General features: G+C 68.9%; 25 protein-coding genes. 8 read left to right on the plus strand and 17 right to left on the minus strand.

Going from position 1 to position 24913, the window contains the following annotated elements:
* The first annotated feature begins 19 nt into the window (after nucleotides 1-19).
* On the plus strand, nucleotides 20-646 hold the full coding sequence (locus A37U_RS0100340; protein ID WP_020494602.1) for a ClpP family protease: 627 nt from the start codon (nucleotides 20-22) through the stop codon (nucleotides 644-646).
* Nucleotides 643-1233, plus strand: coding sequence for a ClpP family protease (locus A37U_RS0100345; RefSeq protein WP_020494603.1), 591 nt, complete (start codon nucleotides 643-645; stop codon nucleotides 1231-1233). The genes A37U_RS0100340 and A37U_RS0100345 overlap by 4 nt, the downstream gene beginning before the upstream one ends.
* A gap of 13 nt (nucleotides 1234-1246) precedes the next feature.
* Here the strand turns inward: A37U_RS0100345 and A37U_RS0100350 are convergent, their stop codons facing one another.
* Nucleotides 1247-1609 carry a helix-turn-helix domain-containing protein gene (locus A37U_RS0100350; RefSeq protein ID WP_020494604.1) on the minus strand — a complete coding sequence of 121 codons (363 nt, stop codon included), beginning with the start codon at nucleotides 1607-1609 and terminating at the stop codon, nucleotides 1247-1249.
* 505 nt (nucleotides 1610-2114) lie between these two features.
* Here A37U_RS0100350 and A37U_RS0100360 point away from each other — a divergent pair.
* Nucleotides 2115-2546 carry a nitroreductase family deazaflavin-dependent oxidoreductase gene (locus A37U_RS0100360; protein ID WP_020494606.1) on the plus strand — a complete coding sequence of 144 codons (432 nt, stop codon included), beginning with the start codon at nucleotides 2115-2117 and terminating at the stop codon, nucleotides 2544-2546.
* 268 nt (nucleotides 2547-2814) lie between these two features.
* On the opposite strand, the gene A37U_RS0100365 is transcribed toward A37U_RS0100360, so the two are convergent.
* The 9 genes from A37U_RS0100365 to A37U_RS41790 all read right to left on the minus strand — a co-directional run bounded on the left by A37U_RS0100365 (nucleotide 2815) and on the right by A37U_RS41790 (nucleotide 12007).
* Nucleotides 2815-4191, minus strand: coding sequence for an MATE family efflux transporter (locus A37U_RS0100365; RefSeq protein WP_020494607.1), 1377 nt, complete (start codon nucleotides 4189-4191; stop codon nucleotides 2815-2817).
* A 4-nt stretch (nucleotides 4192-4195) separates the two neighbouring features.
* Entirely contained in the window at nucleotides 4196-4996 is an 801-nt protein-coding gene (locus A37U_RS0100370) for a class I SAM-dependent methyltransferase (RefSeq protein WP_020494608.1), read from the minus strand.
* Between the two features lie 34 nt (nucleotides 4997-5030).
* On the minus strand, nucleotides 5031-5828 hold the full coding sequence (locus tag A37U_RS0100375; protein ID WP_020494609.1) for a class I SAM-dependent methyltransferase: 798 nt from the start codon (nucleotides 5826-5828) through the stop codon (nucleotides 5031-5033).
* Between the two features lie 49 nt (nucleotides 5829-5877).
* The gene (locus tag A37U_RS0100380; protein ID WP_157182555.1) at nucleotides 5878-6834 is read right to left on the minus strand and encodes an ABC transporter substrate-binding protein; all 957 of its coding nucleotides are present in this window, start codon (nucleotides 6832-6834) and stop codon (nucleotides 5878-5880) included.
* Nucleotides 6835-6904: 70 nt separating this feature from the next.
* Nucleotides 6905-7696: an ABC transporter ATP-binding protein gene (locus A37U_RS0100385; RefSeq protein WP_020494611.1), complete on the minus strand. Its 792-nt coding sequence runs from the start codon at nucleotides 7694-7696 to the stop codon at nucleotides 6905-6907.
* A 25-nt stretch (nucleotides 7697-7721) separates the two neighbouring features.
* Complete coding sequence (locus tag A37U_RS0100390) at nucleotides 7722-8801, minus strand: FecCD family ABC transporter permease (RefSeq protein WP_026196750.1); 1080 nt, start codon at nucleotides 8799-8801, stop codon at nucleotides 7722-7724.
* A 124-nt stretch (nucleotides 8802-8925) separates the two neighbouring features.
* Nucleotides 8926-9819 carry a methylisocitrate lyase gene (prpB, locus tag A37U_RS0100395; protein ID WP_026196751.1) on the minus strand — a complete coding sequence of 298 codons (894 nt, stop codon included), beginning with the start codon at nucleotides 9817-9819 and terminating at the stop codon, nucleotides 8926-8928.
* Between the two features lie 29 nt (nucleotides 9820-9848).
* Nucleotides 9849-11216, minus strand: coding sequence for an MFS transporter (locus A37U_RS0100400; protein WP_020494614.1), 1368 nt, complete (start codon nucleotides 11214-11216; stop codon nucleotides 9849-9851).
* Entirely contained in the window at nucleotides 11213-12007 is a 795-nt protein-coding gene (locus A37U_RS41790) for an amidohydrolase family protein (RefSeq protein WP_040586387.1), read from the minus strand. Before A37U_RS41790 ends, A37U_RS0100400 begins: the two co-directional genes overlap by 4 nt.
* 71 nt (nucleotides 12008-12078) lie before the next feature.
* On the opposite strand from A37U_RS41790, the gene A37U_RS0100410 reads away from it, so the two are divergent.
* Complete coding sequence (locus A37U_RS0100410; protein ID WP_020494616.1) at nucleotides 12079-12966, plus strand: LysR family transcriptional regulator; 888 nt, start codon at nucleotides 12079-12081, stop codon at nucleotides 12964-12966.
* 16 nt (nucleotides 12967-12982) lie between these two features.
* Here A37U_RS0100410 and A37U_RS0100415 read toward each other — a convergent pair whose 3' ends face one another.
* From A37U_RS0100415 to A37U_RS0100425, 3 genes are read right to left on the minus strand one after another with little or no spacing between them, the layout of a single operon-like run.
* On the minus strand, nucleotides 12983-13810 hold the full coding sequence (locus tag A37U_RS0100415) for an HTD2 family dehydratase (protein ID WP_240437460.1): 828 nt from the start codon (nucleotides 13808-13810) through the stop codon (nucleotides 12983-12985).
* Nucleotides 13807-14964 (minus strand): CaiB/BaiF CoA transferase family protein, encoded by a 1158-nt coding sequence (locus A37U_RS0100420; RefSeq protein WP_020494618.1) that lies wholly within the window; start codon nucleotides 14962-14964, stop codon nucleotides 13807-13809. The genes A37U_RS0100415 and A37U_RS0100420 overlap by 4 nt, the downstream gene beginning before the upstream one ends.
* Before the next feature lie 12 nt (nucleotides 14965-14976).
* Nucleotides 14977-16128, minus strand: coding sequence for an acyl-CoA dehydrogenase family protein (locus A37U_RS0100425; protein ID WP_020494619.1), 1152 nt, complete (start codon nucleotides 16126-16128; stop codon nucleotides 14977-14979).
* Between the two features lie 52 nt (nucleotides 16129-16180).
* Between A37U_RS0100425 and A37U_RS0100430 the strand changes: the two genes are divergently transcribed.
* Nucleotides 16181-17164: a LysR family transcriptional regulator gene (locus A37U_RS0100430; RefSeq protein WP_240437461.1), complete on the plus strand. Its 984-nt coding sequence runs from the start codon at nucleotides 16181-16183 to the stop codon at nucleotides 17162-17164.
* A 3-nt stretch (nucleotides 17165-17167) separates the two neighbouring features.
* Here the strand turns inward: A37U_RS0100430 and A37U_RS0100435 are convergent, their stop codons facing one another.
* Nucleotides 17168-18052 (minus strand): polysaccharide deacetylase family protein, encoded by an 885-nt coding sequence (locus A37U_RS0100435; RefSeq protein ID WP_020494621.1) that lies wholly within the window; start codon nucleotides 18050-18052, stop codon nucleotides 17168-17170.
* An 84-nt stretch (nucleotides 18053-18136) separates the two neighbouring features.
* Between A37U_RS0100435 and A37U_RS0100440 the strand changes: the two genes are divergently transcribed.
* The gene (locus tag A37U_RS0100440) at nucleotides 18137-19555 is read left to right on the plus strand and encodes an amidase (protein WP_020494622.1); all 1419 of its coding nucleotides are present in this window, start codon (nucleotides 18137-18139) and stop codon (nucleotides 19553-19555) included.
* Here A37U_RS0100440 and A37U_RS41795 read toward each other — a convergent pair.
* Together A37U_RS41795 and A37U_RS0100450 are read right to left on the minus strand one after the other, a co-directional pair.
* A complete protein-coding gene (locus A37U_RS41795) occupies nucleotides 19545-20846 on the minus strand; it encodes an MFS transporter (protein WP_020494623.1) in 1302 nt (433 codons plus the stop codon). The two genes, A37U_RS0100440 and A37U_RS41795, sit on opposite strands and share 11 nt — an antisense overlap.
* Nucleotides 20847-20869: 23 nt before the next feature.
* Nucleotides 20870-22066, minus strand: coding sequence for a dipeptidase (locus tag A37U_RS0100450; RefSeq protein WP_020494624.1), 1197 nt, complete (start codon nucleotides 22064-22066; stop codon nucleotides 20870-20872).
* A gap of 129 nt (nucleotides 22067-22195) precedes the next feature.
* Here A37U_RS0100450 and A37U_RS0100455 point away from each other — a divergent pair, with 129 nt between their 5' ends.
* Both A37U_RS0100455 and A37U_RS0100460 read left to right on the plus strand, forming a co-directional pair.
* Entirely contained in the window at nucleotides 22196-23026 is an 831-nt protein-coding gene (locus A37U_RS0100455; RefSeq protein ID WP_020494625.1) for an alpha/beta fold hydrolase, read from the plus strand.
* On the plus strand, nucleotides 23023-24111 hold the full coding sequence (locus A37U_RS0100460; protein ID WP_205622843.1) for an oxidoreductase: 1089 nt from the start codon (nucleotides 23023-23025) through the stop codon (nucleotides 24109-24111). Before A37U_RS0100455 ends, A37U_RS0100460 begins: the two co-directional genes overlap by 4 nt.
* A 22-nt stretch (nucleotides 24112-24133) precedes the next feature.
* On the opposite strand, the gene A37U_RS0100465 is transcribed toward A37U_RS0100460, so the two are convergent.
* Complete coding sequence (locus A37U_RS0100465) at nucleotides 24134-24904, minus strand: IclR family transcriptional regulator (RefSeq protein WP_240437462.1); 771 nt, start codon at nucleotides 24902-24904, stop codon at nucleotides 24134-24136.
* Between the last annotated feature and the right edge of the window lie 9 nt (nucleotides 24905-24913).

Here is a 24913-nt window from a genome sequence, read left to right on the forward strand (position 1 = left end):
TGAAGGCATCGTCTGCGGTATGACGGAAAACGAAAAGCAGCCGCTGTTCGATCACCGGATGCGCGAACGGTTCTTCAGCCAGCGCGTGCTCGTGCTCGACGGCGTGCTCGACGACGACAACGGAACCGTGCTTGCCACCCAGTTGCTGTCGCTGGCCAGCGAGGATCCCCGCCGGGATGTCGCGCTGTGGATCCACTCGCCGGGCGGTTCGGTTCCGGCGATGCTCGCCATCCGGGACGTGCTGCGGATCGTGCCCTGCGATGTGTCCACCCTGGTGCTCGGCGTCGCCTACAGCGCCGGCCAGTTCCTGCTCTCGGCGGGAACCCCGGGGAAACGCTTCGCTCTCCCGCATTCCCGGGTGCTGATGCACCAGGGTTCGGCGGGGATCGGCGGATCGGCGGTGGAGATCGAGGTGCAGGCCGACGATCTGCGGCACACCAGGGACACGGTGCTCGGCCTCATCGCCGAGGACACCGGGCAACCACTGGAGCGCGTCTTCTCCGACTCACTCCACGATCGCTGGTACACCGCCGAACAGGCCCGCGAGTACGGCTTCATCGATCACATCGTCGAGGACCTCGGCCAGGTGGTGCCGGTGCGCACCCATCAGCTGGGCCTCGGCTCGACGGCGGGAGCGAAGGCATGAGCACCTACACCATCCCCAACGTCATCACCCGTGGCGCGGGCGGCGAGCGGATCACCGATATCTACTCGCACCTGCTCTCGGCCCGCATCGTCTACCTCGGCACCGCGATCGATTCCGGGGTGGCGAACGCGCTGATCGCCCAGCTGCTCTATCTCGAGGAGGACAACCCGGAGCTGGAGATCAACCTCTACATCAATTCCGAGGGCGGTGATCCCTCCGCGATGCTCGCGCTCTACGACACCATGCGCTACATCAAGGCACCGGTGGCCACCACCTGCGTCGGTCAGGCCGTCGCGGCCAGTGCGGTACTGCTCGCCGCGGGCGAATCCGGGTACCGCCGGGTGCTGCCGCACACCCGGGTGGTGCTCCACCAGCCCGCCGCACAGGGCCGCGGCGCGATCCCGGATCTCATCCTGCAGGCCGACGAGGTCGTGCGGGTGCGCGCGCAGATGGAGGAGATCCTTTCGGCGCACACCGGGCACGAGATCGCCGAACTGCGCCGGGACACCGACCGCGACCGGGTGTTCGACGCGGCGGGCGCGGTCGGCTACGGCCTCGCCGACCACGTCCTTGACCACCGTCCCTGATTCGGCGGTCGAATCAGGCGGCCATGAGCACGGGGCCCGTGGGCCGGTGCCCGGGAACGGGTCCCGTGTTCCGCTGCTGATGCACGTCCCCGACGATGCCGGTGAGCAGGCCGGTGAGGTCGATCTCGAGCGCACCGGTGACCGCGGCGATCATCTCGCTCGAGGGTTCCTTGCGGCCACGCTCGATCTCGGAGAGGTACTGCGGCGAAATACCGGCGCGCTCCGCGATGTCCACCAGGCGGCCGCCGCGCTCTTCCCTGGTCGCCCGGAGGCGCTGACCGAGCAGCTCACGCCACAGCGGTTCCGGCTCGTCCTCGTGCGCCCGGTCGCGGTGTCGCTGGCTGCGATGTTGCTGGAACGAGAGGATGTCCGCCATTTCCTCATCCTGGCACCGGCACGCCCGGGAGGGCAGTGGTTCCGCTCCCAGCGAACCGCGCGGTCGCTCACGAGCTGCCCCGCTCCTCGGAAACCGGCGCGGCGAGTTCCTGGCCGCCGCCCGATGTCGGCCTTGTCCGGTGGCGGGCCCGCCACAAACTCGACCTGGTAGGCGCCCAGGCTCAGCCACGGGTAGCCCCATATCCGCGCCGGGACCTCGACGCAGCCGGGTCACCGCGACCATGGGTACACGAACATCGCGCTCGCGCCGTGCGAATCGACGGTGAACGGGAAGACGGGCTGGTGGCCGCGGGCCTCTGCGTGGCGCTGATCCACGCCTCGCCGGGTTCGGTGGCTCAGGGGCGCGGCTGCGCATGCTGGACCAGCCCGTCCGGCGGCACTCGAGCCGCCGGCGCGCAATGCGGACGGCCCGGCCAGTGACCACCCCGACGCCCTGCGCTGAACCGGCCGGGAATAGTCGCGCCCCGGAGCGTGTTGACCACGGCATGTCAGATCAAACCGTAGAGCTGAGCCCCACGAGCTGGGTACAGGACCAGACGAAGAAGATCCTCGAGACCGGAACCACCGAGGGAATCGAGATCCGCGGTTCCCCGATCGTGCTGCTGACGCTGCGCGGCGCGAAGTCCGGCAAGCTGCGCTACACGCCCCTGATGCGGGTCGAGCACGAGGGCAAGTACGCGGCCGTCGCCTCCAAGGGCGGCGCCCCGGAACACCCCACCTGGTACTACAACATCAAGGCGCACCCCGAGTTCCCGTTGCAGGACGGGACCGTAACGCGGACCTATGTGGCGCGCGAGATCGACGGCGCCGAATACGACGAGTGGTGGGAGCGCGCGGTCGCCGCCTACCCGTCGTACGCCGACTACCGCAAGAAGACCGACCGCCGCATCCCGGTGTTCCTGCTCGAACCGAAGTGATCCTGCCGGTCGGCGGCTTCTGCCGCCGACCGCGATCTCACCGCCTCGTGACCGTCGGCGAGCACCCCACTGAGCCGTTCGTGGATGCGGCCGCGGTGCGTGTTCGGCCCGAAGGTCTCCACGCTCGTGCCGCGTTGCCCGATGCCCGAGCGGTTTCATCTGCTTGATCAGCATCAACCGCGCGACTTCGGATCCGGTGTAGAGCCGGAAACCACCCTGACTGCATCCGCTCGCCCACGCCACCAGCCCTCGCACGCCGGACGGCGACCTACCGCTGGCGGGCCTCCGTCCGGGAGAACCGCACCAGCAACTGTACCGCGGTCGCCCCGAATCCGAGGCAGAGCCCGACCCAGACCCCGGCGGCCGCCCAGCCGAACACGTAGGCGCACAGCAGCATCCCCGGAACACCCACGCCCCAGTAGCCGACCAGGCTGCTGCGGAATCCGGCCTTAGTGTCGCCGAGCCCGCGCATCAGCCCGACCGCGATGTTCTGCCCGCCCTTGGTGATCTGCTGGATGATACCGAGCAACAGCAGGGTCGTCGCCGTGCCGAACACGACGGTGTCGTTCGAGCCGAGGAACAGGCCGAGCACCGAGCGCGGGGCGAGCAGGTAGACCGCGGCGAGCACGAGCTGCAGCGCACCGGCGAGCGCGAAAGCCCGGTACGCGATCCGGCGGGGCTCGGCCCGGTCACCGCGCCCGACCGAATGGCTCACCAGGATCGAAGCGCCCTGGGAAATCCCGATGCTGACCTGGTAGACGATGTAGGTGATCTGGTTGACCAGGTTGTGCGCGGCCAGCGCGACCGGTCCGAAGTTCCCCATCACCAGGGTGGCCACCGAGGTGATGCCCGCCTCGGAACCGTAGGTGAGGCAGGCCGGGGTACCGAGCCGGACGATCTCGGTCACCCGCTCCCGCTCGACCCGCCAGCCGCGCAGCGAGAGCGCCGGCCTCAGGTGCGGATCGCGGCGCACGAGCAGCAGATAGGCGAGGAAACCCAGCAACTGGGCCAGCGCGGTGGCCAGGCCGATCCCGGTCACCCCGATGATGGGCAGGCCGAGCCAGCCGTAGAGGAATCCGCCGTCCAGGACCAGGTTCACCCCGATCGAGGCGATCGTGACCCCGAGCAGCGAACCGGCCCGGTGCATGCCGACCGCGAACTGCCGCAGCACCTGCAGCCACAGCATGGGAATCAGCCCGGGAGCCAGGGCGGCCATCATCGGGAACGCGACGGCCACGACATCCGCAGACTGGCCGAACCACGGCAAGATGCAGCCGATCCCGATGACCACCCCGGCGGCCAGCGCGCCGACCACCGTGGCCACCGCGAACGCGGCCCGCACCACGCCGCGGACCTCGTCGTGCACCGTCCGCTCCCCGCTCGTGGCACCGGATTCGTGCCTGCCGAGCGCCCCGGCGACGAGATTGCCTGCCGGGGTGACCATTCCGACCGTCATGGTGCGGATCTGGTTGTAGAGCAGCGCGGCCAGACCGCCCGCGGCGACCGCCTTGACCCCGAGTGTGCCCAGCATGGCGATGTCGGTGGTGGTCAGGGCGACCTGGGCCAGCTGCACCCCGGTCAGCCGGGTGCCGAGCGCGAGCAGCGGGCGGAATCCGTTGCGTGGCGCGGTTTCCGTCACGGTCACGCCATCACTCCTTCGGCGGCGGGACTGCCCGGCCGGTCCGCTGCGCGTTGCCGCCGCCGTAGACCGCGGTGACATAGAGCATCGATCCCTCGAGCTCGGTCGGCGTCATATCGGTGTTGTCGTACATCTCGATGTCCCGGAAACCGTGCGAGGTGAGATAGCGCTCCAGCTCCATCGGGAACAGTAACCGGTACCGCGCCATGTCCTGCTCGGTGGCGCCTTCCGGCAGCGACCAGGTCCGGTGCCTGGTCAGGATCTGGTTGCGGCGGTCCACGGTGAACGAGGCCTGACCGGTCGCCTTGAACCCCTCCAGGTCGATCGAGAAATCCTTGCGCGAGCCGAGACCGTGCAGGTCCCCGATGGGATTGTGGGTGTCGAACACCAGCAGCGTGCCGGGTTTCGCGTGCGCCTCGAAGGTGGCCATCGCCTTGGCGATATCGCTGCAGGAGTGGACGTTCTCGATCACCCAGCCGAGACAGGTGATCACGTCGAACCTGCCACCCACCCGGACATCCCGGATGTCCCCCACCTCGAACCGCATGTCCGGGTACTGTTCCCGGGCGTACGAGACCATCGCCTCCTGGTAGTCGACGCCGGTACAGTCGTACCCCTTGGCCCGCAAATGCGCGAGCTTGAAGGCCGTTCCGCAGCCGATGTCGAGGATCGAGCTCGGCGGTTCCTTGCCGTTGCGCACCAGCAGGGCGTGACACATCTCTTTCAGCTTGTCGCCGGTTTCCGCGTAACGGAACACATCATCGTAGAGTTTGGGATTCCGATAGAGATAGTTCGTGAGTTTCGGGTCCACGGCCTGATTCCCCTCAGTTTCGGTAGGCTGGACGCTAAGGCGCGGCCAGGAAGATCTTGCGGTGAAAGTCCTGCCATATCACGGCGAATTCGACGAAGCCCGCTGCGGTCAGTGCTGACTCGTGGCTTTCCAGGGTGGTGCCCTCCGGCCGATCCGAACCGGAGAACAAGCGGCCCCGGGCCGGTGCGAGCACCCGGTCGCGTTCGGCGAAGGCCGCGCTCAGCTCGGGTACCGCACGCATGGCCTCCCACCAGTCCTGCCAGGCCTCACTACCCACGGCCAGGGCACGGTCCTGGCGGGCGCGGTCGACCGCCCTGGCCGCTGCCGCGTAGCCGGATGTGGGATTGGACAACGGAAATCCGTCGAAGTTCAGGAAGACACCGCCCGGACGCAGCAACGCGCCCAACGACTTGTACAGCTCGGTGAGCGCATCCGGGGTGAGCCAGTGCAGCGCCGTCGAGGACAGCACCGCGTCGAACCGCCGCTCCCCCAGCCGATCGGTCCAGTCCGGCTCGCGCAGATCGGCCGTGACCCAGCGCAGGCGTCCGCCCATTTCGCCGAGCGCACCCCGGCCGACGGCCTGCAGCACCGGATCCAGGTCCACCGCCACGCTGCGCGCGTTCTCCCGGTGCTCCAGAAGGCGTTTGCTGAGCGAGCCAGGGCCCGCGGCGAGGTCGAGAACGACGATCTCCTCGGGAAGCAACGCATCGAGGACCGACAACATCGCCTCGAATCCGCTCTCCCTTCCCGGAACATAGACGCTCTGTTGCGCATCCCAGCGCTCGAGCAGGTCCGTCCACACCAGGGCCGGGAGTGTTTCGGTCAAGGTCATGCATTCTCCTGTGCGTATCGGGGATTGTTCGACACCGGCGCTCGGTCGGCTAGCGCTGCCGGGGCATGTTCCCGGCCATCTTCTCCAGACCGTTCACCGACAAGGTGCCTTGAGACGAGTATTCATAGGGTTGGACGAACAGCGAGTGGTTGCGTGCCGCGGCCAAGTTCGAAGCTCCCGGCAGGGCGAGGAACTTCTTCTTGGCCGCTTCCGCGGTATCGCTGTACGAGAGGATCATGATGACATCGGGGTTGCGCGCGGCGATTTCCTCCATGTTCGCCTCGAGCACCCGGCTGTCCGAGTTCCCGAACACATCCTTGGCGCCGAGTGCGGTGAGCTGGGTGTGCGCCATCGAGCGGCGGCCGTATGCCTCGAGGGAGCTGTCGAACACGATCACCGCGGCCGCGGTCCTGCCGCGCAGCGGGGCCGTCGAGGTGGCCTGTTCGATCCGCTGTCGCATGTTCGCAACCGCGGCGGAGGCCTGCCGTTCGGTACCCAGCAACCGGCCGTACAGCCGCAGATCGCTGAACACATCCTCGAAGTCCGCGGTACCGTCGCTGGCCCCCGGCGCATGGTTCGAGCCGCAGTTCCCGCGCAGACTGAGCATCGGAATCCCCACCGCTTCCAGGGATTCCGGGGTGATCGACTCGCTGACCGAGCCCACGACCAGATCCGGCTGCATGGCGATCAGGTTCTCCCGGGTGAGCTCACCGCCCGACCCCAGCTGCGGAACCTTGCTCACCGCGGACCTGATCTCCGGTGTGTACGGGGCACTTTTCATCCCCGCGTCGTCCCGCCCGACGAGTTTCCCGGCGGCACCGGCCGTGTACAGGGATGTCACCTCCGAAGGGCCGAGCGCGACCACCCGTTCCGGGCGGCGCTCGATCGCCACCCGGTGACCGCAGTTCTGGACCGTTGTGGGAAACCCGTTCTCGCTGTTCGCCGAACGGTCGGCGGAATCACCGGAACCGCAGCCACTCAGCACGAGCACGGCGGCCGAGGCCATACCGGCCACCTTCATTCCAGAACGTGCATGCATTCCAGATCGCACAACGCATTCCTTTCCTCGCCCGCCATCAGGCCCGCGGTGTCGCCTCGTAATCCGGTTTCCCGGCATGCGGCCGGAAACCGAGTTGAACACAGTCGGGTTCCTCGAATCGCCGCACGGCGACCCCATAGACCGGTTCGAGTACCTCCGGACAGAGCACGGTGTCCGGCTCGCCCGAGGACACCACCCGGCCGCCGTCGAGCAGCACCAGCCGATCGCAGTACCGCGCGGCCAGGTTGAGGTCGTGCAGCACCACGACCGTGGTGATCGCCAAGGTCCGTACCAGGGCCAGAATCTCGTGCTGGTAACGGATGTCGAGGTGGTTGGTCGGCTCGTCCAGCAGCAGATGGTCGGCTTCCTGCGCCAATGCCCTGGCGATCAGCACCCGTTGTTTCTCGCCACCCGAGAGCGTATTGAAGGAGCGTTCCGCGAGCTCCCGGGCGCCCATCCGATACAGCGCCGCGGCCGCCTTCCGGTGATCCTCCCGGCTGTAGGACTGGAAAACCGAACGCAGCGGCGCACGCCCGAGCAGCACCATGTCCACCACCGTCAGCGGCAGTTCGGGCGCGCTTTCCTGGGCGACGACCGCGATCCGCCGTGCGAGTTCGATCGGCCGCAGCCGTGCCACGGGTGTTCCGTCCACCTCCACCCGGCCGGATCCCGGTCGCAGGGCCGCATAGAGGGTCCGGAGCAAGGTCGTCTTGCCGCTGCCGTTCGGCCCGATCAGCCCGATCATGGCGCCGTCCCCGGCGGTGGCCGTGACCTCCTCGAGCACCGGCGTTTCCGCGTAGGCGAACGACACCTGCTGAGCGGATATCATCACGTAGTCCCCTTTTCCTTGCCGCTCATACATTTCCCGCGTAGAACCGGCGGACCAGAACCGCCAGGAAGGGCGCACCGACCACCGCGGTGACGATGCCCAGCGGCAGCTCCCGCGGAGCGAAGGCCACCCGCGCGAACACATCCGCCCACGCCAGGAAGATCGCGCCGATCAGCGCGGCCACCGGGAAAACCCGCCGATGCGCCCCACCGACACAGAGCCGCGCGATGTGCGGAACCACCAGGCCCACGAACCCGACTCCCCCCGCGACCGCGACCACGGCCCCCACGCACAGCGAGACCAGGGCCAGCGAGAGCGCCCGGAACCGGTCCGGCGAGACCCCCAGGGTGCGCGCGCTGTCGTCCCCGACCGCGAGGGCGTCGAACCGGCGCGCCCAGAACACGAGCAGGACGAGCACGGCCAGCACCACGACGACCGCGATACCGATCGACGACCACTGTGCCCTCGCCAGCGAACCCAGCATCCAGAACAGCACCGCGCGCGCACCATCGGGGGCATCGGAGAGGAAGATCAGGAAACTGGTCACCGCGGAGAGCACGAAACCGATCGTCACCCCCGCCAGCAGCAACCGGATCGAGGTGATCCGTCCCCCGACCCTGGCGAGCAGGAAGAGCAGGGCCGTCGCCGCCGCACCGCCGATGAAGGCGCTCCCGGTCAGGCCCGCCGCCCCCATGCCGCCGCCGACCCCGAACAGGATCGTCGCGGCCGCCCCGGTGGACGCCCCGGAAGTCACGCCGAGGATATAGGGATCGGCGAGCACATTGCGCACCAGAGCCTGCAGCGCGACACCGGTCATGCCGAGGCCCGCGCCGACCGCGATCCCGAGCAGCACCCGCGGAATGCGCACCAGCCAGACAATCGTGTCCGCCGAGCCGGGCCAGTCCGGCAGGGCGGGCAGGCCGGACAGATGGTGCCCGACGATCCGGACCACGGTCCCCGGCGGAATGCCCACCGGTCCGATCCCGACCGCCACGGGAATCGTACCGAGCAGGATCAGCGAAAGACCGCCCAGCCAGGTGAGCGTATGCCGCCGTCGCCGCGCGTGTTCCAGGTCATCGCCTGCACCACCCGACGCGATGGGCAACGACCGATACTGCGACATGCGACCCCCAGGCTCCACTGAAGATGACAATCATTTTCAGTAAGCCTACACGAGCGCGCTTCCGTGTGCGCAACACCCATCGCGTGCCGCGCTACGGGACGTCGGTTCAGACGGTGAAGTCGTACACGCCCGAGTCGAACTGGCTGTACGACTCGTAATCGAGCAGTTCGTAGAGCCGGGCGCGGGTCTGCATCTGCGGCACCAGGGAGTCCAGGGTGCCGTGTTCGGTGATCGTGTCCAGCGCCCGTTCGGCGCCGCCCATGGCCAGCCGCAGCAGGAAGACCGGGAAGATCACGAGGTTGACGCCGACCTCGGCAAGGGCCGTGGTGCTGAACAGCTCGCTCTTGCCGAACTCGGTCATATTGGCCAGGATCGGCACATCCACGGCCGCGCGCATGGCGGCGAACTCCTCCAGGCCCGTCATCGCCTCGGGGAAGATCGCGTCCGCCCCCGCGTCCACGTAGGCCTTCGCGCGTTCGACGGCTTCGTCCATTCCGGACACACCGCGCGCATCGGTGCGCGCCATGATCAGGAAGTTCGGATCACGGCGGGCCTGCACGGCGGCGCGGATCCGCTGCACCGCGTCCGCGACGGGCACCACGTGTTTCCCGTCCAGGTGCCCGCACCGCTTGGGGTTGACCTGATCCTCGAGATGGATCCCGGCCACCCCGGCGTCCTCCATACACTGCACGGTGCGGGCCACGTTCATCGCTTCACCGAATCCGGTGTCCGCGTCCACGAGCACCGGGAGCTCGGTGACCCTGGCGACCTGCCCGGCCCGCCCAGCGACCTCGGTCAGCGTGGTCAGCCCGATGTCCGGCAGTCCGAGGTCGGCGGAGATCACCGCGCCGGAGAGGTAGACGCCTTCCATCCCCTTGTCCTGAATCAGTTTCGCGGAAAGCGGGTTGAACGCGCCGGGCAGCCGGAGCAGTTCACCGCCGTGCAGCCGTTCGCGGAAAGCGGCCCGCTTCTGCGCCGGTGTTCTCGTGGAGTGCAACATGGACAGTCCTTCCTGATCGGCGAACCGGATCACGATACGGCTTCGGGTTCCGCGAGCCGTTCGAGGCTGCGGGTGCTCGTGTCGACGGCGAGCAACGCGGCGAACAGTGCGCAGGCCAGCCAGCTCGCTGCGGCGATCACGATCAGATACGGCCCGGCTGCCTCGACCCCGAGCGAGGCGATGATCGCCGAAGCGGCCAGCGGCGCGAGGAAACCACCGAGCCTGCTGATCGAGAACGAGGTACCGGCTCCGCGGCCGCGGAGCTCGGTCGGATAGATCTCGGCCTCATAGGTGTGCAGCAAGGGGCCGTCGATGAAGATCAGCATGGAGGTCAGGAATCCGCACAGCACGACGAGCCAGTCCGTACCGGCGAAATAGAACCCGATGCCGATACCCACATTGAGCGTGTAGAACGCGGCCATGCCCCATTTGCGCGGTATCCGGTCGGTGATGAACGAGGACAACAGCGTGCCGGCCGGGTACGAGAGCTGGATCAGCGCGGTGTAGCCGACCGCGTGCACCAGATCGTAGCCGCGCGCGTACAGCATCACCGGAACGAAGGTGGTGAATCCGTAGGAGCCGAACCCCTGGCAGAGCTCGATCAGCCAGGCGCTCAGTGTCCTGCGCAGATAGGCGGGTTTGAGCAGGGTCATCGTCGAGACGGTGCGTGCCTCGGGAACCGCGGGGGGCGGTGCCGGTTCGGGAAGCCGCTCGGCGCCGATCCCGCGCTGTACCGCGGACTCGATCCGCCGCAGCACCGCTTCCGCTTCGGCATGACGGCCCCCGCGCTCGAGCCAGCGCGGCGATTCCGGGACCCAGAGCCGGAGCCCGATGGTGATCAGCGCACCCGCCGCGGCGATCAGCAGACCGATCCGGAATCCACCGGACACCTCGGCCATCGCCGCCGCGATGATGCCACCCGTCGTACCGCCGAGGAAGCCGATCGCCAGCATCAGCGAGCTGAGCCGCCCGCGGCGCGCGGAGGGGGCGAGCTCCTGCACATAGGTCACCGAGAGCGGGATCTCCGCACCGGTTCCGATACCGGCCACGAAGATCGCGAGCAGCAGCAGAAAGTTCACCGGAACCAGCGCGGCCACACAGGCCCCGATCGCGAGCACCGTGAGGTTGAGCGTGAAGGCCCGGGCACGGCCGATCCGGTCGGCGATCCGGCCGAGCAGCACCGCACCGATGAAGGTGCCGAGGAACAGCGCGGTCGGAATCCGGGTCGCGAGCTGCTCCTGGTGTTGGGCCTTCACGAACGCCGAGGACAACGGCCCGATCGAGTAGAGCATGTAGGTGTCCCAGAAAACCCCGAGGCTGATCAGCACCAGGCAGGTCCACAGAAACCGGGACGCGGGCAGCCGGTCCAACCTGCCCGCGGCGTTCGGCGCGCTCACCCGATCGCCGCCGATCCGAACAACCGCGCCGGATTGTCCACCAGAACGGCCCTGCGCATGCGTTCCTCGGGAACCCATTCGCTCAGCCAGTCCACTGTGGACGAATACGTGAAGCCCTCGTGTTCGTGACTGACCCACGGCCAGTCGCTGCCCCACAGCAAGCGATCCGGCCGATGCGCGAGCAGTGCGGCTGCCCGGCTCGCGGCCACCGCGAGGTTCGGCAGGCGATACGGCGCGGAGAGCTTCACCCAGGTGGCACCGCCCGCGACCGCCTCGAGCACGAATCCCAGGTCCGCGTCCAGTCCGAAATGGTCCAGCACGAGCACGCCACCGGCCGTGAGCACGCTCGCCCCGAGCGCTGGGATCCGGTCGGACTCGGCGAGCAGTTCCAGGTGCAGCCCGGCGTCCGCGGCCTTCTCGGCCAGGGGCCGCAGCCCGGTGTCCCGGCGGCCGATCAGGTTGCAGCGGATCCCGCACACCCCGGAGCGGGCGAGCCGGTGCAGCTCCGTCACGCTCGTCTCCGGCCCGGCCGTGATCGTGCCGTGGAGCCGCGATCCCCCTTGCGCCAAGGCATCCAGGAGCACCGTGTTGTCCTGGCCGTAGAAACTCGGGGCGGTGAGCACCGCGTGCGAGAGCCCCTGCGCGTCCAGCAGACCGAGCAGCTCGGGAACCGTGGTGTCCCGGCTCGGCGCGGAATGCCGGTCGGCGGCCAGGCTCGCGTTCACCCGCAGGATGTGCACATGGGTGTCCACCCCTGTGACGGCGGGACCATGCTTCGACGCTGAATTCACGTCCTCGATGCTAGGCAACGACTCGGCTCTCGTTGATCAGCTATTCACGTCATTTCTGATAAGTTTTCCTTATGCTGGATATCACGCCGCGTCAGCTGGAGGCGTTCGTCTGGATCGTCCGGCTCGGCACCTTCCGCGCGGCGGCCGAACGCCTCGGGCTCAGTCAGCCGGCCATCTCATTGCGCATCCGCCAGCTGGAGACCGCCGCCGGTACCGCACTGTTCCACCGGCGGGGCTCCGCGGTCGGGCTCACCGCGGACGGGACGCTGCTGCTGCACTACGCGGAACGCGAGCTCGCCCTGCTCGACGAGCTCGGCCAGCGGCTGCGGGCCGGCGATCCGTGGCAGGGAACGCTGCGCCTGGGTTCTTCGGACCTGTTCGCCATGACCTGTCTGCCGAGGGTGCTCGAACGACTGGAACGCAGCCACCCCGAGGTGAATGTGCGCCTCACCGCCTCGTCCAGTGTCGCCCTCGCCCGGATGCTCGACCGGGGCGAGCTGGACCTCGCGTTCATGAGCAATGCCGAGCCGAGCGAGCACGTGCGCGTCGAGGAGCTCGGCGACACCGCGCTGACCATCGTCAGCAACGGACACCGCGGACTCCCGGGCCGGATCGGACCAGAAGACCTTTCCGGGCAACGGATCCTGATCAATCCACCGCCCTCGGCCATCCACGGGATCACCGCGCGCTGGTTCGGCGAGGCGGACGTCCCGCTGCCCAACTTCAGCACCTGCAACAGCCTCCCGGTCACCAGCGGGCTGGTCGCGGCCGGTGGTGGCATCGGTTTTCTCCCGCACTGGCTGGTGCGCGCCGACCTGGACGCGGGAATCCTCACCGCGCACCGGCCGCGTACCCCGCTGCGGGATCTGCGCCTTTCCCTCGCGCACAGCAGAACCACACCGCAGGTGATCGTGGATTTCCTGCGCAGTGCGGGCTGCCGCGCGTTGCGGGACCAGTAGCGCTCCTCCGGCGGAGTCAGTCTTGCCGCGAGCGCAGCCTGCCGCTCGCGGTCTGCCGCCCGTGGATGTCCCGGACCGCGCTGACCCTCTCCCCCTGCTCGCCCGGAACCGCGCTGACCACCATCCCCTGGTGGTCGAACAGCGGGGAGACGAGCCGGTAGTCGAACACGGTGTGCGCGGAAGGGGCGCCATCGCGGGCTTTTTCGGCCATGGCGATCGCCTGCAGCGGCCCGTGGGTGAGCAGTCCGGGGTAGCCCTCGACGTCCCGGCAATAGTCGCGGTCGTAGTGGATGCGGTGCGCGTTGTAGGTGAGCGCGGAGAAGCGGAACAGCAGCACCGGCGAGATGTCCACGGCCCATTCCCCGGGCGCCACGGGCACGGTGGAATCCGGTTCGCCGCTCGCACCGCCCCGTTCCGGGATCGGCCGGTACACGATGTCCTGCTCCTCGTCCACGATCAACCGGCCGCCTTGCTCGATCCGGTGCCCCACCACCACGAAGGTCAGCAGACCGGAACGCCCCTGTTTTTCCTGGACCGAGAGGATTCTCGTGCGTCTGCTCGCGTGCTCGGCACAGCGAAGTTCGCCGTGCTGGCGCACCCGTCCGCCCGCCCACATCCGCCGCTGTCCCGGTTTCGGTGGCGCTGGCACGGTGTTGCGCGCCGGATGCCCGTCCGTACCGAGGTCCGACTGCGCCGGGTGATCGAGCAGGTAGATCCAATGCCACAGCAGCGGAATCCCGGCGCCGCGGGCCAGATCGGGCACCGGTACGCCGAGCAGTGCACCGAGGGCCTGCGCCGGCCCGGGGAGCAGGAGTTCTTCTCGCTCAACGGTTTCGCTCATCATGACGCCTCCTCGGCTTGCTGCGGGCCGAACTCGGCGCGCACCGATTCGTTGTGCGCACCCAGCGCCGGGACCGGGCGCATGAGCGGTTCCCCGGTATCCGATTCCACCGGGGGAAGCATCGCACGGACCGGGCCCTCCGGGGTGTCCACGCGGCGCCAGCGGTCCCGCTCCCGCAGTTGCGGATGCTCCAGGAGCTCGTCCGGGGTGCGCAGGGTGGCATTGGCGATCCCCGCACTCTCCAGCAGTTCGACGGCCTGCGCCGCGGTGTATCCGGCGAACGCCGCCTCGATGACCACGGTCAGTTCGGCGTCGTTCGCAACCCGGTCCACAGTGGACCGAAAGCGCGGATCTCCGGCCAGTTCCGGACGTTCGAGCACGGTGTGGCACAGCACGGACCATTCCCGGTCGTTCTGGATACCGAGGAACACGGTCCCCTCCCCGGTGCGATACGGGCCATAGGGCGAGATCGAGGGATGCTTCGCCCCGGTTCGCCGTGTAGGTGTTCCGCTGTAGTGCGCGAAGGAGGCGGGCTGGCTCATCCATTCGCCGAGCGCGTCGAGCATCGCGATCCGCAGGGTGGCGCCCCGCCCGGTGCGTTCGCGTTCGTAGAGCGCGGTCAGGATGCCGCTGTAGCCGTACATCCCGGTGGCGATATCGGCGATGGAGAAACCGGCCTTCGACGGCGATTCCGGCGTCCCGGTCGCCATGACCAGTCCGGCCTCGCACTGCACGAGCAGGTCGTAGGCCTTCTTGCTGCGGTAGGGACCTCCGGGGCCGTAGCCGGACATCGAGCAGTGGATCAGCTCGGGCCGGGCGGCGCGCAGCGTGGCCGCGTCGAGTCCGAGGCGGTCGGCCGCACCCGGGGCGAGGTTCTGCACGAACACGTCCGCCTCGGCGAGGATCCGCATCAGCACCGCCCGGTCCGCGGGATCCTTGAGGTCGAGCTCGACGCTTTCCTTACCGCGGTTGAGCCAGATGAAGTAGCTGGACTGCCCGTGTACGGCGCGGTCGTAGCCGCGGGCGAAGTCACCGGCGGCCGGGCGTTCGACCTTGATGACGCGCGCCCCGAGATCGGCGAGCTGGCGGGTGGCGAACGGGGCGGCCACCGCCTGTTCGAGTGCGAGGACGGTGATACCGGTCAGCGGTCCGGACATGCCGCGCCCCCTTCAGATGCGGTGGCGCTTGATCAGCTGCCGGGCGATGACGTCGCGCTGGATCTCGTTGGTGCCCTCACCGACGATCATCAGCGGCGCGTCCCGGAAGTAGCGTTCCACGTCGAACTCGGTGGAATAGCCGTAGCCGCCGTGGATGCGCACCGCGTTGAGCGCGACCTCCATCGCCGTCTCCGAGGCGAACAACTTCGCCATCCCGGCCTCCAGGTCGGCGCGCTCCCCGGAGTCGTAGCGGCGCGCCGCGTGCTGCACAAGCTGACGCGCGGCCTCGAGTTTGGTGGCCATGTCCGCCAGGTAGTTGCCGATCGACTGGTGCTGCCAGATCGGCTGCCCGAAGCTCTCCCGCTCCTGGGCGTAACGCAGCGCGTCGTTCAACGCCGCCTGGCCGACCCCGAGCGCGCGGGAGGCGACCTGGATGCGGCCGATCTCCAGGCCCCGCATCATCTGCGCGAAACCACGGCCCTCCGCGCCGCCGAGCAGGGCGTCCGCCGGGACCCGGACATCGTCGAAGGACAGCTCGCAGCTCTCCACACCCTTGTAACCGAGCTTGGGCAGATCGCGGGAGACCTGGAAACCTGGACCCTTCTCGACGAGCAGGATGCTCACCCCCTTGTGCGGGGGTTCTGCGCCCGGATCGGTCTTGCACAGCAACGCCACCAGCTGGGAGCGGCGCGCGTTGGTGATCCAGGTCTTCGCGCCGTTCACCACGTAGTGCTCCCCTTCACGGCGCGCCACCGTGCGCATCGCCTGCAGGTCGGAGCCACCACCGGGCTCGGTCAGCGCCATGGTGGCCCGTACCTCGCCGGTGGCCATCCGCGGCAGGTACCTGTCCTGCTGCTTTTTCGTGCCGAAGGCCAGCAGCAGCTTCGCCACCACGGTGTGCCCGCCCATCGAACCGGCCAGGCTCATCCAGCCGCGCGCCAGTTCCTCGGTGACCGCCGCATAGCACCGCGCCGAGACCGCTGCCGCACCCCAGGGCTCCGGGATCGCGAGCCCGAAGATGCCCATCTCCTTCATCTGTTCGATGAGCTTCTCCGGATACGTGTTCGTATGGTCCAGCTCCTGCGCGACCGGTTTCACCTCACGGTCGACGAACTCGCCGACCAGCGCGACGATCGCGCTTTCCTCCTCCTCGAGCCCGTCCATCAGCTGCCCTCCCGTTCCTCGGTCTCGCCCTCGAGCTCCATCATGAATTACTATGACCTCAGCTGAGAAATACTCTTTCCTGATGGAGATATGCGCGGTTGCGATGGACCTCAAACAGCTCAACGCACTGGTGACCGTCGCGGAGGCAGGCAGCGTGACCCGTGCCGCCGAACTGCTGCACCTGGTCCAGCCCGCCGTGACCCGGCAGATCAGGGCGCTCGAGGACGAGCTCGGTGTCCCGTTGTTCGACCGCACCCGTACCGGCATGCGCACCACCGAGGCCGGGAGCGCCCTGGTGGAGCGGGCCCGCCGGGCGCTGACCGAGCTCGATCGCGCCCGCGCCGAGCTCGCCCCCACGCCCGGAGTCGTGACCGGGATCGTCACCCTCGGACTGCTGGAGAGCACCGCCGAACTGCTCGCCGAATCACTCGTCGCCCGGCTCACCCGGGACCATCCCGGCATCGAACTGCGGCTGCAGACCGCCTATTCGGGACACCTGCAGCGCTGGCTGGACGAGGGCGATCTCGATCTGAGCCTGCTGTACAACATCACCGGATCGCCCTCGCTGAACGTGACCCGGCTGGTCCGCGAGCAGCTCTGGATCGCCGCCCCCGCACCGATAGGACTGCGCCGCGACCGGCCGGTGCCCTTCGCCGAGGCCGCGGCACACCCCCTGGTCCTGCCGACGACCGGGCACGGACTGCGCACCCTGATCGACGGCGGCGCCCGGCGGGCAGGCCGCGCCCTGGACGGCACGGTGAGCACGAATTCCATGGCACTGCAGAAGAAACTCGCGCAGGCCGGACATGGCTGGACCATCCTGCCCGCCATCGGGCTCACCGGGGAGATCGCCACCGGGCTGCTGTGCGCCGCGCCGCTGTCCGAGCCGGAGGTGTGGCGCACCGTCGTCCTGGCCATGCCCCGCACCGGGCGGGTACCGGCCGCGGTCGACATCGCCGCGCGCGAGGTCACCCGCCAGATCGGCATCGCCGTCGCCGAACAGCGCTGGCCCGCCGCCGAACTGGTACCCGAATAGCCGTCACAACCCGGAAACGTGCTCGGCCACCTGCGCGTGCGTGCCGAACCAGACGTCTTCGTGCGCGCCGATGTGCTCCAGCAGCTCGGTGAGGATCGCGATCCGGGACCGGTGCCCGATGATGTGCGGGTGCATGGTCAGCTGGAACATCCCACCTTCGGCATAGGCCTGGTCGAACTCGTCGCGCCACAGCGAGAGCACCCCACGCGGTGGCGTGTAGGGCCGTAGCGCGCTGAACCGCTCCATGTTGAAGTACACCGCGTCGTCGCGGATCCATTCGACCGGCAGCTCGACGATTCCGGTGGGTTCGCCCCCGGCGAGGATCTCGTAGCAGTCGTCGTCGGCCATCAGCGAGGAGTCGTAGGCGAGCCCGAGTTCCCGGGTGATCGCCAGGGTGTGCGGGGAGAAATCCCAGGACGGGGTGCGCACACCGGCCGGGCGCATCCCGGAGACCCTCTCCAGGGTCTCCATGGCCCGCAGCGCCAGTTCGCGTTCGATTCCGGGCGGCAGCACCGTATTGCGTTCGTGGATCCAGCCGTGCAGCGCGATCTCGTGCCCGGCGTCCACATAGGACTTGGCCTCGTTCTCGTGCAGCAACGCGGAAACGGCGGGTATGAAGAACGTCGCCGGTACCCCGAAGCGCTCGAGCAGCCGCATGATCCGCCGCACCCCGACCCGGGCCCCGTACTCGCCCTGGGACAGCTTGCCCGCGGACACTTCGCCGTCCCGCAGCATCGGCGTCTCGTGATCGGCATCGAAGGACAGGGCCACCGCGACCTTCGCACCGCCCGGCCAGGAATCCGGCACCAGCGGACGTCCGGCCCGCACCTTTTCCACGTACCCGCGCCAGGTCGGCTCGTCCCACTGCCACGGTTCCAGCTCGCTCATGCTCTCCTCCGCTGCTGTTCTGCGATACGATACGACGTACCACATGGTAGTCCACACCGTGATCACAGGCGACAAGGAGAAACCATGAATTCCGCGATCCCCGAGCACGTCCCCGGATACGATCCCGCCACCTTCGAGGGCCTGCGATTCCACACCACGGTCCAGGATTTCCGCGCGGGCACCGATTCCCCGAGCGACTATCTGGAACGGTGCCGCGCGACGATCACCGAGCGCGAACCCGTCGTGCGCGCCTGGGTGGTGCTCGACGAGTCCGGCGCCCGCGCACAGGCCGCGGCCAGTACCGAGCGCTGGCGACGCGGCGAACCGCTCTCCCCGATCGACGGGCTCCCCATCGGCATCAAGGACCTGCTGCAGACCCGGGACATGCCGACCCAGATGGGCTGCGCCGCGTTCGCGGGGAACTTCCCGAAACACGACAACGCGGCAGTCTGGGCGCTGCGCCAGGCAGGCGCCGTCATCCTCGGCAAGACGGTGACCACCGAACTCGGCGGCCCGGAACCCAGTCCGACCACGAACCCGTTCGATCCGCGGCACACCCCGGGCGGTTCCTCCTCCGGCTCGGGTGCCGCGGTCGGGGCCCGGATGGTCCCCGCCACCATCGCCACCCAGACCGGGGGCTCGCTCATGCGGCCGGCGAGTTACAACGGCAACTGGGGGCTCAAACCCTCGCAGGGCGCCATCAATCGCGGTGAGCGCCAGACCGCGAGCATGACCTCGCATGGGGTACTCGCCGGCTGCCCCGAGGACATGTGGCTGATCGCGATCGCGATCGCCGCGCGCGCCGGCGGTGATCCGGGCAAGCCCGCGCTTTTTGGGCCCGCCACCCCGCCACCCGCACACCGGCCGCTCACCGTCGCCGTACTGGAAACCGAGGGCTGGCAACGACTCGATGCCACCAGTAGGGGCGCCTTCGAGCAGATCCTCGCACAGCTGGCGGCGGCCGGGGTGACCGTGCTGCGGCGCACCGAGGACCCCGTGCTGGAGCGGTTCGAGCGAGCCCTGCTCGGCGCGACCGAACTCGGCAGCAGGATTCTGGCCTGGGAGCACTACTGGGCGTTCCGCGATGTGGTCGCGGACAACCCGGAGGGCGTCAGTGCGCGCGCCAAGCGCTTCTTCATCGAGGCCGCGGAGAACCTGGGCGCCGCGGGATACGAGGAAGCACTGCGCGACCGGGCCGCGGCACAGGCCGCCTACACCCGGCTGGGACCGCGCGTGGACGCCGTCATCACGCCGACCTCGAGCGGTTCCGCTCCCGAATGGCTCGGCGATGTTCCCGGTGTTCCGCCCGCGCGATGGCCGACCGGGGATCCGGCGTTCAACTTCCCGAGCTCCCTGTTGGGCGCGCCCGCGGTGAACGTCCCGTTGATGGCGGTCGGCGGTCTCCCGTTCGGGCTGCAGGTGATGGGCCAGCCGGGCACGGACGCCCGAATGGTCGCCATCGCCCGCTGGATGGGCGAGGCGCTCACCCCGGTCAACGTGTGACGGATTTCCTTGCGCGCTCCCGGAAATCGTTTGCCGCCCGGCCGCGGGTTTCCGGGAGCGCGAGGACGAGGATGACGAGCGCGATCGCCGCGACGACCGCGATGTAGGCGCCGGGGGCCAGCTGCCCGAACCGCCGGGTGAGCAGTGCGCCGAGCAGTGGTGCGGTCCCGCCGAACACCGCGTAGGCCACGTTGTAAGCGAGCGCGGTGCTGGTGGCGCGCACCCGCGGCGGGACCAGTTCCACCGCGATGGTCGTGGCCGCGATGGTGACCAGCGCGGCCGGGACGACGAGCAGGATCTCGGCGGCCAGGGTGGAGACCAGCGTGCCGCCGCCGGCGAGCAGATAGGCGGGGACCGAACCGGCGACCGCGATCGCCACCCCGCCGAGCAGCAAGGGCCTGCGCCCGAACCGGTCGGCGAACATCCCGGCGAGCAGGCACACGCCCGCACACACCACGAGCGCGACACCGCCCGCGATGAGCACCGTGCGCTCGGCGAGCCCACCGGTGGTCGTGAGGTAGGTGGGCAGAAACCCGAGCAGATTGTGGATCAGCACGGCGAGCAGCGCGAAGATCGCGAACAGCAGCAGAAAAACCCGCCACTCGCGGAAACTTTCCCGCACCGGCCGGGCCGAGGTCTCGCCCTCGGCCTCGAGTTCGCGGAAGGTGCTCGTCTCGTCCAGGCGCAGGCGCATGTAGAGCCCGACAAGGGCTATGATCCCGCCGAACAGAAAGGCCAGCCGCCAGGTCCAGTCCGCGTACGCCGCCGGTGAGACGAGTTCCAGGGCCAGCAGCGCGAAGGTCGCCAGCGCGGAGCCGATGAAGGTGGCACTGCCCACGACACTGATCCAGCGCCCGCGCTTGGCCCGTGGCGCCTGCTCCATGACATAGGAGGCCGCGCTGGTGTATTCGGCGCCCATCGAGATGCCCTGCGCGAGGCGCGCGCACAACAGCAGTATCGGTGCGGCGATCCCCGCGCTCGCATAGCCGGGCAGCGCCGCGATCGCCGCGGTGGACACCGCCATGATCAGCACCACCCAGGACAGCGCCGCGCGCCTGCCAAGGCGATCGCCGACACTGCCGAACACGGCGGCACCGAGCGGGCGCACCACGAAGGCGATGCCGTAGACGGCAAGCGTGGACAGGATCGCCAGTGCCGGGTTTCCCGCGGGGAAGAAGTGTTTCGCGATGATCGTCGCCGACGATCCGTAGATGACGAAATCGTAGGATTCCACGGCGTGCCCGATCATCGCGGCGCCGAGGACTTTCCGGTGTTTTGCCTGCTGCTGCATCACAAACTCCGTATGGGTAAGGGTTACCAGATCTCGTCGAGCACACGCAGGGCATTGCCACCGATGACCGCCGCGATCTCCGCATCGCCGAAACCGTGTCTGACCAGCCATCCGGTGATGTTGCGGAAGTTCTCCCCGGGGTTCTCCAGCCCGGCGACCGCCTCGACGGTCTCGAACTCCGGGCCGGAGCGGATGGTGTCGCCGACTCCCCATTTCCGGCCCATCACGCGGTGCAGGTCCAGATGGTCGCCGAAGAAGGTGTCCGGGCCGAATCCCACGTGCTCGATGCCCACGAGATCGACGCAGTAGCGGAAGTGGTCCATCACGGACTCGATGCTGTGCCTGCGATGGCCCGGGCTGACCGTGGTGTACGGGGCCGCCTCGATGCCGATCATGCCGCCCGATTCGGCACAGGCCCGGATGACCTCATCGGGTTTCATCCGCGGGGTGTCCCAGAGTCCCCTGGCCCCGGCGTGTGTGATCAGCACGGGCACCTCACTGGCCGCGATCACGTCGAGCGCGGTCCGGTCTCCCGCATGTGAGATGTCGATGGCCATGCCGAGCCGGTTCATCCGGCGGACCGCACGCCGCCCGAGCGCGGTCAGCCCACCGTCGCGGGTTTCGCGCAGCCCGCCGCCGAGCGCGTTCGCCTCGCTGTAGGCGATCCCGATCTGCCGGATGCCCAGTCCGTGGAGCACGTCGAGCCGGTCGATCTCGTTCTCGATCAGGGCCGCTCCCTCCAGCCCGGCGATGACCGCGAGCCGCCCCTCGGCGTGCGCGCGCCGGATATCGGCCACCGATTCGGCCCGGATCACGTAGTCCTGGTGGGCGAAATCGCAGAACCGCATCCCGAGATCGGTGATGACGTCGTCCCATTTCCACCCGTTCCGGGACTCGCAGGCGCCCCAGCCCAGGTTGTCGAACACCGCGTCGAGCCCGGAACGGCTGAGGCCCTCGTAGCCGTAGGCCAGCCGTGCTTCCCGGTTCCACGCGAGCAGTTCGGTGCGGGCGTCCCGGGGCAGCCGGACCGGGTGATCGTGCAGGGACACCGCGATGTTCTCGGTCAGCAGCCGCTCGGCCCGCGCCCGTTCCCCGGAGCTCAGTCCGAGATCGTGCGCGGGCAGCCGATCCACATCGGCCGCGGGCGTGAACGCGGTGTAGTCCGTCCCCGCTTCCAGATACGCAAAGGACTGGTAACCGGTGTACCGCTTGGTTGGCATCCTCGCCTCCCTATACTGCGAATGTCGACGTACCATAATACGAAACGTCGTGCTGCAGAAGGGAACAATCGACTATCGTCTCGTGTTGTTCGATCGACAGGCCCAGCAAGCAGACAGAACGGGGTTGGCATGTCCACGCAGAGTGAGTTCGGCGCCGTGCGTGCCGTAGAGCGGAACGACACGACCTCGATCCGTTACACGGTGCGCGGTCCCGAGACCGGGCACACCTGGATCCTCATCCACGGCTGGGGCTGCCGGCGCGCCGACTTCACTGCACTGACGGCCGCCCTCCCCGACGATCACCGGGTGATCGCCATCGCCCTCGCCGGGCACGGCGACTCCCGTTCCACCCGCGAGGTCTGGAGCATGGCGGAGTTCGCCCGGGACGTCGCCGCGGTCACCGATGCGGAAGGCGTCGCGCGCGCCACCGTGGTCGGGCACTCCATGGGCGGTGCGGTGGCGGTCGAGTTCGCCCGGCTGCGGCCCGCGGTGGCCGACCGGGTGATCGGTATCGACACGTTCCACTACCTTTCGCTCTACCCACCGGTCGCGGAGAGCGCGGCCCGGCGGCTGCTCGACGAGTTCGCGGCCGATTTCCCCGCGGGCGTACGCGGACTGGTCGACATGGGCTCGGTCCCGGGCACCGACCCCGGCTTCACCGAGACGATCTTCGCGAAAATGGCGGGCATTCCCGAATCGGTGGGAATCCGGGCTCTCGAAGGGATTCTGCGCTGGGACATGGACGAGGCACTCGCCGCCGTGACCACCCCGGTCAGCACGCTCGCCGTGCGCCGACTGCTGAATCCGGCCGCGGTGGACCAGTATCGCGACCGGATCGGGTTCGTCGTGCACGAGCTCGGCGGCCACCACTTCCACCTCGAGGCACCCGAGCAGACCGCCGAGTTGCTGCTCGCCGAGCTCTCGAGTGATCGAGACGGTCCGAATCGGAGGTATTCATGACAGAAGCAGCACTGATGACCACGGCCACCGCGCCCTGGACCGAGATCCGGCTCCGCGAACTGTCCGTGCCCAACCGGGTGTGGCTTTCCCCGATGTGCCAGTACTCCGCGGACGAGTCCGGCGCACCGACGGACTGGCACCTCGCCCATTACGGCGCGCGGGCCGCGGGCGGTGTCGGCATGGTGTTCGTGGAATGCACCGGTGTCGCACCCGATATGCGCACCACGACCGGGGATCTCGGGTTGTACACCGAGACACAGCTGGAGGGGCACCAGCGGCTCGCGAGCGCGATCCGGACCATCGGCTCCATCCCGGCGATCCAACTCGGCGCGGCCGGGCGCAAGAGCTCCCACGGTGTGCCCTGGGACAACACCGGAACCCGGAGCCCACTGGCCCCGGAGAACGGCGGATGGCAGCCGATCGGGCCCTCACCGGTCCCGTTCGCCGATCTCGCCGTGCCCGCCGAGATGACCGCCGCGGACGGTGCACGGGTGCTGGGGGACCTCGAACAAGCGGCCCGCTATGCCCATCGCGCCGGTTACGAGGCCCTGGAATTCCACGGGGCCAACGGATATCTGCTGCACGAGTGCCTTTCCCCGCTGGCGAATCACCGCACCGACGAATGGGGCGGGGATCTGGAAGGCCGGATGCGGTTCCCGCTGGAGATGGCGCGGGCGCTGCGTTCCGGATGGCCCGAGGACAAACCGCTGCTGCTGCGTTTACCCGCCGAGGACCTGATGGACGGCGGCCTCACGGTCGAGGAGATGCTGCAGGTGGCGAGCCGGATGACCGCGGCCGGGGTGGACATGATCGACCTGTCCTCCGGCGCACTGTCCCCGGAGGCCCGGCGCCTGACCGAACCACTGCACAATGCGGCGTACGGCCCGCGGTTCCGCGCCGCGGGAATCCGGACGGCGGCCTCCGGACTGCTCACCGAGGCACACCAGCTCGGCGAGGCGATCCCCGGCCTCGTCGACGCGGTGCTGGTCGGCAGGGCGATCCTGCGTGACCCGTACTGGGCGCTGCGCGCCAGGAACGCCGAACCGCGCGAGTCCTGGCCGAAGCAGTACCACCGCGCGTTCTGAGCGATGTGCTCTCAGACGTGCCTCAGGCGGCCGAGACCTGTTCGCCGATCTCGGCCGCCGCCGCGAGCACGAGCTGCGCCAGCTCCTCCTCGCGCTCGGGTTCGTAGCGCAGTTCCGGGATGGACAGGGTGATCCCGGCGATGGGCCGCCCCGCGGCGTTGGTCACCGCCACCCCGATCGAGGCGACGTGCGGGCGGTACCAGGCGGACATGTTGATCGCATAACCGCGCTCGGCGGACCGGTCGATCGCGGCCCACAGTTCCGTGACGCTCGGCAGCGGCTCCGGGAACTCCTTGACCTCGCGGCCGAGCACCTCGCTCGCTTCGTCCTCGCCGAGCGCGGCCAGGATCGCCACTCCCGCCGAGGTCGCGCGCAGCGGCAGCCGTGCCCCGACCTCCACGAAGACGCGGACCGCGTGCGTGCTGTCCTCACGCAGAATCACCACGATGTCGTCCCCGTCGCGCAGCGCGAAGTGCACCGTCTCACCGGTGTCCGCGGCCAGCCGCTTGATCACCGGCTTGGCCAGTTCCCGGAGATCTTCCTCCCCCGCCCCGCGCAAGCCGATCGCGAGGGCCTTCATCGTCACCCCCCACCGCGTGCGCTCGGCGTCCACGATGCGCAGCCAGCCCGCCTGCTGGAGCGTGACGAGGCAGCGTTGTACCGAGCTCTTCGGGATCTCCATCACCCGCGCCAGCTCGGAAACCCCGATCGGCTGGCGCGCCGCGACCTCCTCGAGCACGTGGAGGGTGCTCAGCACGCTGTTCATCGCGCTGCTGTTCGTCTTCTCTGTCACGGTCACCTG

It is taken from the genome of Sciscionella marina DSM 45152 (assembly GCF_000379465.1).
Classification (GTDB): domain Bacteria; phylum Actinomycetota; class Actinomycetes; order Mycobacteriales; family Pseudonocardiaceae; genus Sciscionella; species Sciscionella marina.

Excerpts from the sequence above, each read along its gene's own strand:
- A37U_RS0100350 (WP_020494604.1), bottom strand. The coding sequence starts at position 1,609 with ATGGCGGACATCCTCTCGTTCCAGCAACATCGCAGCCAGCGACACCGC.
- A37U_RS0100455 (WP_020494625.1), top strand. The coding sequence starts at position 22,196 with ATGTCCACGCAGAGTGAGTTCGGCGCCGTGCGTGCCGTAGAGCGGAAC.
- A37U_RS0100425 (WP_020494619.1), bottom strand. The coding sequence starts at position 16,128 with ATGGACGGGCTCGAGGAGGAGGAAAGCGCGATCGTCGCGCTGGTCGGC.
- A37U_RS0100415 (WP_240437460.1), bottom strand. The coding sequence starts at position 13,810 with ATGATGAGCGAAACCGTTGAGCGAGAAGAACTCCTGCTCCCCGGGCCG.
- A37U_RS0100410 (WP_020494616.1), top strand. The coding sequence starts at position 12,079 with ATGCTGGATATCACGCCGCGTCAGCTGGAGGCGTTCGTCTGGATCGTC.
- A37U_RS0100440 (WP_020494622.1), top strand. The coding sequence starts at position 18,137 with ATGAATTCCGCGATCCCCGAGCACGTCCCCGGATACGATCCCGCCACC.
- A37U_RS0100360 (WP_020494606.1), top strand. The coding sequence starts at position 2,115 with ATGTCAGATCAAACCGTAGAGCTGAGCCCCACGAGCTGGGTACAGGAC.
- A37U_RS0100430 (WP_240437461.1), top strand. The coding sequence starts at position 16,181 with ATGACCTCAGCTGAGAAATACTCTTTCCTGATGGAGATATGCGCGGTT.
- A37U_RS0100420 (WP_020494618.1), bottom strand. The coding sequence starts at position 14,964 with ATGTCCGGACCGCTGACCGGTATCACCGTCCTCGCACTCGAACAGGCG.
- A37U_RS0100345 (WP_020494603.1), top strand. The coding sequence starts at position 643 with ATGAGCACCTACACCATCCCCAACGTCATCACCCGTGGCGCGGGCGGC.
- A37U_RS41795 (WP_020494623.1), bottom strand. The coding sequence starts at position 20,846 with ATGCAGCAGCAGGCAAAACACCGGAAAGTCCTCGGCGCCGCGATGATC.
- A37U_RS0100435 (WP_020494621.1), bottom strand. The coding sequence starts at position 18,052 with ATGAGCGAGCTGGAACCGTGGCAGTGGGACGAGCCGACCTGGCGCGGG.
- A37U_RS0100380 (WP_157182555.1), bottom strand. The coding sequence starts at position 6,834 with ATGGCCTCGGCCGCCGTGCTCGTGCTGAGTGGCTGCGGTTCCGGTGAT.
- A37U_RS0100385 (WP_020494611.1), bottom strand. The coding sequence starts at position 7,696 with ATGATATCCGCTCAGCAGGTGTCGTTCGCCTACGCGGAAACGCCGGTG.
- A37U_RS0100450 (WP_020494624.1), bottom strand. The coding sequence starts at position 22,066 with ATGCCAACCAAGCGGTACACCGGTTACCAGTCCTTTGCGTATCTGGAA.
- A37U_RS0100375 (WP_020494609.1), bottom strand. The coding sequence starts at position 5,828 with ATGACCTTGACCGAAACACTCCCGGCCCTGGTGTGGACGGACCTGCTC.
- A37U_RS0100460 (WP_205622843.1), top strand. The coding sequence starts at position 23,023 with ATGACAGAAGCAGCACTGATGACCACGGCCACCGCGCCCTGGACCGAG.
- prpB (WP_026196751.1), bottom strand. The coding sequence starts at position 9,819 with ATGTTGCACTCCACGAGAACACCGGCGCAGAAGCGGGCCGCTTTCCGC.
- A37U_RS0100340 (WP_020494602.1), top strand. The coding sequence starts at position 20 with ATGACGGAAAACGAAAAGCAGCCGCTGTTCGATCACCGGATGCGCGAA.